The sequence below is a fragment of the Streptomyces sp. NPDC001415 genome, assembly GCF_053597395.1.
This window is the reverse complement of sequence record NZ_JBSFIE010000048.1, coordinates 37,947-45,232: the sequence shown is the minus strand read 5'-3', so window position 1 is coordinate 45,232 and position 7,286 is coordinate 37,947. Positions and strand designations below refer to the sequence as shown.

Annotated in this window: 7 protein-coding genes; 3 read left to right on the top strand and 4 right to left on the bottom strand. The window is 70.3% G+C overall.

Features of this window, described 5'->3' with window-relative positions; all coding sequences use genetic code 11:
* Positions 1-120 precede the first annotated feature (120 nt).
* Positions 121-2,196 (top strand): HelD family protein, encoded by a 2,076-nt coding sequence (locus ACWC2B_RS35365; RefSeq protein ID WP_450724001.1) that lies wholly within the window; start codon positions 121-123, stop codon positions 2,194-2,196.
* Positions 2,197-2,242: 46 nt separating this feature from the next.
* Here the strand turns inward: ACWC2B_RS35365 and ACWC2B_RS35360 are convergent, their stop codons facing one another.
* Entirely contained in the window at positions 2,243-2,611 is a 369-nt protein-coding gene (locus ACWC2B_RS35360) for an ArsR/SmtB family transcription factor (protein ID WP_450723999.1), read from the bottom strand.
* Positions 2,612-2,740: 129 nt separating this feature from the next.
* On the opposite strand from ACWC2B_RS35360, the gene ACWC2B_RS35355 reads away from it, so the two are divergent.
* Positions 2,741-3,934 carry an MFS transporter gene (locus ACWC2B_RS35355; protein ID WP_450723997.1) on the top strand — a complete coding sequence of 398 codons (1,194 nt, stop codon included), beginning with the start codon at positions 2,741-2,743 and terminating at the stop codon, positions 3,932-3,934.
* Here the strand turns inward: ACWC2B_RS35355 and ACWC2B_RS35350 are convergent.
* Both ACWC2B_RS35350 and ACWC2B_RS35345 read right to left on the bottom strand, forming a co-directional pair.
* Entirely contained in the window at positions 3,874-4,239 is a 366-nt protein-coding gene (locus tag ACWC2B_RS35350; RefSeq protein WP_450723995.1) for a DUF397 domain-containing protein, read from the bottom strand. The two genes, ACWC2B_RS35355 and ACWC2B_RS35350, sit on opposite strands and share 61 nt — an antisense overlap.
* Positions 4,236-5,072, bottom strand: coding sequence for a helix-turn-helix domain-containing protein (locus ACWC2B_RS35345; protein ID WP_450723993.1), 837 nt, complete (start codon positions 5,070-5,072; stop codon positions 4,236-4,238). Before ACWC2B_RS35345 ends, ACWC2B_RS35350 begins: the two co-directional genes overlap by 4 nt.
* A 209-nt stretch (positions 5,073-5,281) precedes the next feature.
* On the opposite strand from ACWC2B_RS35345, the gene ACWC2B_RS35340 reads away from it, so the two are divergent.
* A complete protein-coding gene (locus ACWC2B_RS35340) occupies positions 5,282-5,749 on the top strand; it encodes an ATP-binding protein (RefSeq protein WP_450724005.1) in 468 nt (155 codons plus the stop codon).
* A 294-nt stretch (positions 5,750-6,043) separates the two neighbouring features.
* Here the strand turns inward: ACWC2B_RS35340 and ACWC2B_RS35335 are convergent, their stop codons facing one another.
* Positions 6,044-7,030: an AraC-like ligand-binding domain-containing protein gene (locus ACWC2B_RS35335; protein ID WP_450723991.1), complete on the bottom strand. Its 987-nt coding sequence runs from the start codon at positions 7,028-7,030 to the stop codon at positions 6,044-6,046.
* Positions 7,031-7,286 lie beyond the last annotated feature (256 nt).

Here is a 7,286-nt window from a genome sequence, read left to right as displayed (position 1 = left end):
GCCGATCGAGCAGGAGCTGGACGGGAATGGCACCCCGCTGGACCCGGAGCGGTTCGCCGCCGACTTCGCGACGGCCGTCAACCGGCTGCTCGACGTCCGCCAAACCGCCGGAGGCACCCCGTGCAGACGCACGACCCCGAACCCCCCGACCCCCAGGACCCCCTGCATCACGAGCGCACCCACCTCACCCGGTCCCGCGCAGCACTACGCGCGATGCGCGAAGACGTCGAGAACCTCGACATCAAGGACGTCACCGCGAACTGGGTCAACGCCGCCGTCCTCCAGCGCCAGATCGACGACCGCATCAAGGCTCTCGCGGACCTCTCCCACACCCCCCTCTTCTTCGGCCGCCTGAACTATCTGCACGCCCCCGGCGCAGACCTGGCCGAAGGGGCGGAGGGAGAGCAGTTCTACATCGGGCGTCGGCATGTCCACGACGCGGACGGCGACCCGATGGTCATCGACTGGCGCGCCCCCGTCTCGCAGCCGTTCTACCGCGCCTCGAAGAAGGACCCGATGGACATCGGGCTGCGCCGCCGCTTCGGCTACACGGGCGGCGACCTGACGGCGTACGAGGACGAGCACCTCACCGACCCCACCGAGGCCGCCACCACCAGCAAACTCCTCCAGGCCGAGATCGAGCGCCCCCGAGTGGGCCCGATGCGCGACATCGTCGCCACGATCCAGCCCGAGCAGGACGAGATCGTACGGTCCGGCCTGGGCGGCAGCGTCTGCGTGCAGGGCGGCCCCGGCACGGGAAAGACGGCCGTCGGCCTGCACCGGGTCGCGTACCTGCTCTACGCCCACCGCGACCGCCTCGCCCGCACCGGCACCCTGGTCATCGGCCCGAACAAGTCGTTCCTGCACTACATCGAGCAAGTCCTCCCGGCTCTGGGTGAGTTGGAGGTGAAGCAGGCGACGGTCGACGACCTCGTGACGACGGGCGTCGAGGTGCGCGGCACCGACGAGGCCGGGTCGGCCGTAGTCAAGGGCGACGCCCGCATGGCCGAGGTGCTCCGCAGGGCCGTCTGGTCGCACGTCACGACCCCCACCGAGCCTCTCGTGGTGGTGCGCGGTTCGCGCCGCTGGCGGGTCCCGGCGTATGAACTCGCCGAGATCGTCGAGGAGTTGAGGGACCGGGACATCCGTTACGGTGCTGCCCGCGAGGCGCTGCCTCAGCGGATCGCGCACACCGTGCTCGTACGGATGGAGCAGGCGGGCGAGGCGCCCGACGACCGCGTACAGGACGCGGTGGCCCGGAATGCGGCGGTCAAGGCGGCGGTGAAGGCGATCTGGCCCCCGGTCGACCCGGCGAAGCTGGTGCTGCGTCTGCTGAACGACCCCGATTTTCTGGCGGCGCACGCCGAAGGCGTCCTCACGGCCGACGAGCAGAAGGCGATCACCTCCCCCAAGCCCGCGCGCAGCGTGAAGTCGGCGAAGTGGACGGCGGCGGACGCCGTCCTCATCGACGAGGCGAACGACCTGGTGGCCCGCACCCACTCGCTCGGCCATGTCGTACTCGACGAGGCGCAGGACCTCTCCCCCATGCAGTACCGCGCGGTCGGCCGCCGCTGCACGACGGGTTCGGCGACCGTCCTCGGCGACCTGGCGCAGGGCACCACGCCCTGGGCGACGGCGAGTTGGGCCGAGGCGCTGCGTCACCTGGGCAAGGGCGAGGCGGTGGTCGAGGAGCTGACGGCCGGTTTCCGCGTGCCGCGCGAGGTCATCGCGTACGCCTCGAAGCTGCTGCCGTCGATCTCCCCCGGTCTGGCGGCGGTGGAGTCGGTACGTGAGACTCCGGGCTCCCTCGACGTACGAGAGGTGAGCGAGTCGGCAGATCCGGACGCGGAGGTGGTGGCCGCCTGCGTGGAGTCCCTGGCGCACGAGGGCTCGATCGGCCTGATCGCGGCGGATGCCCGAATTCCCGTACTGGCCAAGGCACTTGAGGCGGCGGGCCTCGCCCATCTGGCCCCCGGCGAGGAGACGACGGCCGACTCCCGCCTGACCCTGGTCCCGGCCTCGCTGGCGAAGGGCCTGGAGTACGACTACGTGGTCCTGGACGAGCCGGCCGCGGTGGTGGACGGCGAACCCGACGAACGCACGGGCCTGCGCCGCCTGTACGTGGCCCTGACCCGAGCGGTCTCGGGCCTCACCGTCGTCCACACGGCCCCGCTGCCACGCCAATTGGCCGAGTGACGCGGAGCGGCCGCATCAGGCCGCCGGCCGCTCCAGCATGCTGGGCCTAATACGGCAGCGACTTGATCAGCGCGTCGAGCAGGCCGGGGAAGCGGGCATCGAGGTCCTCGCGCCGCAGCCGCACATAGCGGTTGCGGCCGACGACGCGGGTCGAGGTGACCCCGGCCTCGCGCAGGGTCCGCATGTGGTGCGAGACGGTCGACTTGTGCAGGTGGTCCAGGCCCAGCGCGCCGGGCTTGCAGCTGTACTGGGCGCCGTCGGCGTACACCTTGAGCAGCCACAGCCGCACGGGGTCACCCAGTGCGTGCAGCACCTTCACCAGCTCGATGTCGGCCGCGTCGGGCTGCGGAAGCTGCTCCCCGCGGGGGTCGTCGTCGGCCAGCAGGTCCTGCTCAGGCCCCTTCTCCGTCTCCATGCCCGCACTCTCCCTCCCCCCGAAACTGTTTGACAAACATCAAACAACACCTAATATTCGAGGCGCTCACTTCGTTTGATGCTTGTCAAACCATTGTCGCACCGCGCTGCCCGTGGAAGGGGACCACCCATGCGCTTACGCCTGATCCTGCTCGCCCTCGGCACCTTCGCCGTCGGAACGGACGGCATGGTGATCGCCGGAATTCTCGGCCTGGTCGGCCGCGACCTGGACGTCTCCGTCGCGGCCGCCGGCCAGATGATCACCGTGTTCGCGCTTTCGTACGCGGTGCTCGCACCCGTCCTCGCGACGCTCACCGCGAGGTGGCCCCGGCGTCGCACCCTGCTCATCGCGCTCACCGTGTTCACGCTGGCCAACGCCCTGTCGGCGCTCGCCCCCACCTTCGGCGCGCTGCTCCTGACCAGGGTTCTGGCCGCCGTCGGCGCCGCGCTCTACACCCCGACCGCGAGCGCCGCCGCCACCGCGCTCGTACCGCCGGAGCGCCGGGGCCGGGCCATCGCCACGGTCATGGGCGGCATGACGGTGGCCACCGCGCTCGGCGTACCACTCGGCACCTGGATCGGCCGCTCCGACTGGCGGCTCACGATGTGGCTGGTCACCGTGCTCGGCGCGGCCGCCTTCGCGGGCCTCGCCCTGATGCTGCGCGACCTCCCGGCGCCCGCGCCCGCCGTCTCCCTGCGCACCCGGCTCGCCCCGCTCACCAACCGCCACGTACTCGGCGGGACCGCCACGACCTTCCTGGTCCTGCTCGCCTTCCAGACGGTCTTCATCTACTTCACGGTCGCGGCGGCCCCCGCGACCGGCGGCGACCAGTCCCGCCTCACCCTGCTCCTGCTCGTGTCCGGCATCTTCTCGGTGGCGGGCAGCAACTTGGGCGGCCGCCTCGTCGACAAGTGGGGCCCGAGGGGCGTGATGCTGGTGGGCGGCACGGTGCAGGCAGCCGTCAGCTTCGCCCTGCCCTGGCTGATGCAGTCCATGACGACCGCCCTCATCGCCTCCGTACTCAACCCGCTCGCGGGCTGGGCGGTCGCCATCGCCCTCCCGGCCCGCCTGGTCTCCCTCGACCCACCGAACGCCCCGTTGCTCCTGTCCCTCAACTCCACCGCGCTCTACCTGGGCATCGCGGCAGCGGGCGTCACGGGCAGCGCGGCCATAGCAACCCTGGGCGACAGGTGGTTCCCCTTCGCCTCAACTGCCCTGACCTTGCTGTCACTTGCGGTGGGGTACGCGACAACCCGCGACCGTCACCCCCGCCCCGCGAAGGCGACGAAGTCGCCCCAGGCGGCGGGAGAGAGGGTGAGCTGAGGGCCGGTTTTGTTCTTGGAGTCGCGGATGTGGATGGTGGCGGGGCAGGCGGCCACCTCCACGCAGTCATCGCCTTCGGCGCTGCTGTAGCTGGACTTGCTCCAGCATTCGGCTACTTCGACGCAGTCACCACTGGAGTCGCCGCTGTACGTGGCCTTCCGCCAGGAGTGGGCTACCTCGACACAACTGTCACCATCACCGCTGCTGTACGTCGACTTCCGCCAGTCGAGGGCGACTTCAACACAGTCGTCACCGTCACCGCTGCTGTAACTGCTCTTGAACCAGCCGAGTTCGGTTGTGCTCATGGCGCTCCTCGCAGTAGCTCCAGTCGGCCCACCGATTGCTCAGGCGTAAGGGCCTGTGACCGAAGTTTCGCATACCGCATGTGAAGCGTACTGACCTCTTTCGGGTCGGCTACGAACAACCCCGCTCGCTGCCCCTCGCAGTAACCGAACCACTGGTGGGACGGAGTTTCAGCAAGCCGCATGGGCCCGGCCAGGCCTGCATGAACTCCCGTGTCCATCGGGAGGATTTGGAGCTCGACGTTCCTGGGTGACGTGCTCTCCAGAACGAAGTCGATCAGTTCTCGGGTCACCTCCGGCCCACCAGTACGTCGAGCGAAGACGTACTCATCGATGATGAAGCTGTACGCGGTGTTGGGGCGGTCCGCCAGCAACTGCTGTCGCTCCAGCCGGGCCGCCAAGTTGGCCTCGATCTGCGCGTCAGCGAGAGGAGGCAGCTGCGCCCTGAACAGCACCCGGGCGTACGCCTCAGTCTGAAGCAGCCCCGGCACCAGCCGGGACTCGTACGTGTACAGGCTGATGGCCTCCCGCTCAAGGAGAGCCCATTTGCGGAACCAGGATGCGAGGCCCGGCTGCCTGCTCAAATACCGAGCCGCCCTCTTCAGCGCCCCCGTGTTGCCCGTGGCCTCCTCCGTGCCCTCGATGAAGTCGGGGTAGGGCATACGGCGCCCCAACTCCACGGAGGCGACGGTGTGTTTGGAGTAGCCGACCAGCGCCGCGAGGTCCTCGCGGCTGAGGCCGGCGTGTTCGCGCAGGGCCTGGACGACCGCGCCGAACGTCCGCAGACTGTCGGAGGAGTCGGGTTCCCCATCGTGTGCTTCGTGGTCCCATGCCATCGGCGGCCACCTCCCGGTGAACGGATCGCCCCGCGTTCGCAACTCACCCAGAGTTACGGCACGCGGCGCGTACCGTCTACACCACGTGCGCGTACGCTCGCGGAGCGTACGCGGCGGATGCCTGGTCGCGGGCGATCCGGCCCCGCCAACGTGGTCGTATGCACCTCGAAACAGAATCAAGAGCCCGTCAACTTCCGGCTACCGTGCGTGTGTTCAGAAGGCGGTTCGCGTCGACGCGGCGGGCGGCCGTCCTGGCGCGGCGGCTGGCGCAGGGGCAGTTGGACGCGTGGGGCGTCCCGCACGACAGCGAGGTCTCCGACACGGCGGCGCTGATCGTGGCGGAGCTGGCCGCGAACGCCGTGCTGCACGCGTACGTGTCCGGACGCGGCTTCGAGCTGGGGCTGCTGCTGCGCGAGGACGGCGTCCTGCGCATCGAGGTGACCGACACCCGGGCGGACAAGGCGCTGCCGGTGGTGGCCGGCGGCGCACCCGCCGACGCCGAGTCAGGACGCGGCCTGCTCATCGTCCAGGGGTTCGCCGACCACTGGGGCACGACGGAGGGCCCACCCCCGCTGAAGACGGTGTGGGCCCAACTGGCAGTAGGCGAGGGTGATTTCGTACGAGCGCCCGGGTCAGCGGCACCTCGCCGTCCGGAGTGTCGGCGCGCGGGATCCTGACGCAGCCGGAGCTCGCCACGATGACGACGACGTGCGCGGTGGCCCCGGACGCCTGGGGCGCGTCGGCGGCGCCGGTCACGAAAAGACCACCCCCGTGGATCTCTTCGCGGCCCACGCCTCCCCGCGCATCGCCTGCCCCACCGTTGGCTCCCTTGCCGACCCCATCCGACGGCGAACTCGGCGCAGTTGGCCTTGCGGACGACGTACGGGGTGGCGGCCCCGGAGCAGCCCGGGCTTCAGCCTGTCGGAGGGGGCGGGGGAAGTCGTTTGCACAGCGTTCACAGTCCTTGGCGCTCAGTGCACGGTGGCCACGCGGAGCGCCTGCCGGCGGAAGTCCTTGGGCGGCATGCCGTACGCGCCCCGGAAGGCCCGCGTGAAATCGGCGGCCCGGGGGAATCCCCAGCGGGCGGCGATGGTGTGGATGGGCGTTTGGCACATCGCCGGGTCGGCGAGATCACGACAGGCCCGCTCAAGCCGCTGGCGCCGTATCCAGGCCGCGACGGTCTCGTCCTCGTCCTGGAAGAGCCGGTGCAGATAGCTGGTGGAGATGTGGTGCGCGGCGGCGATGGCGGGCGGCGTCAACTGCGGGTCGTGCAGGTTGCGTTGGACGTGGGCGCGGATACGGTGGACGAGGGCGCGGGTACGGGTCTCGGGCGGCAGGGCCCGTTCGGCGTCGAGGGTGTGCGCGAAGAGGGCGGACAGCAGGTCGAGGAGTACGGTCCCGAGCCGGGGCCCGTCGCAGGGCTGGTAGGGGCTGGTGTCGGCGGCGAGCCGGGTGACGAACTGTACGAGCAGGGCGCCCATTCCGTCCGTACCGGGGATGGCCCGCGCGAAGAGCTGGTCCATCTTGTGCTGCGGCAGGTGCAGCATGGCCTTCGGGACCTCGATCCCTATCCCCTGGAACGGGTCGGCCCCGTTGGAGCAGGTGACTTCGACGGGGCGGGAACTGTCGAAGACCCCGATGTCGCGGGCCCCGTACACCGCCTTCTGGTCACCGAAGGCGACTCGGTTGCCCCCCTTCAGAGGGATCCCGATGTGGAACGACTCGGGGTCGGACTCGCGGATGAGCCTGGGGGTCCGGCGGTAGGTGAGGGACTGGTGGGTGGTGGGCCACATGTGGACGGCGCCGAGTTCCAGGACGCGCTGGTGCGCCCGGTAGTCGGCGGCGTGTTCGCTGTGGAGGTCGAGAGGGGCGTGGGTACGTCCGATCTGCTCACACCAGAAGTCGAACCGGTCCGCCCCCGGCAGATCCTCAGTCCGAAACACTGCCTCGCACAACATCCCCGCGACCCCTCCACACGCTTCCCCAACGCCCTGGCCTGGCGTTCTTTGCGTGGTCCACCGTCTCAATCGGGGGATGGGGGACGCCATTTGGGCGCGGGGGGTTCGCTTTCCCCACCCCGCCCCTTCACGACTGCGACACTCCGCGGCTCCGCCGCGTGGCTCCGGGGACGGGGTGTGGTCGGGCGGGCTGGGGGCGCTGAGGGCTCAGCCCGGCTCGCCAGGGCCGCCCGACCGGGCCGGAGAGGAGCCCCGC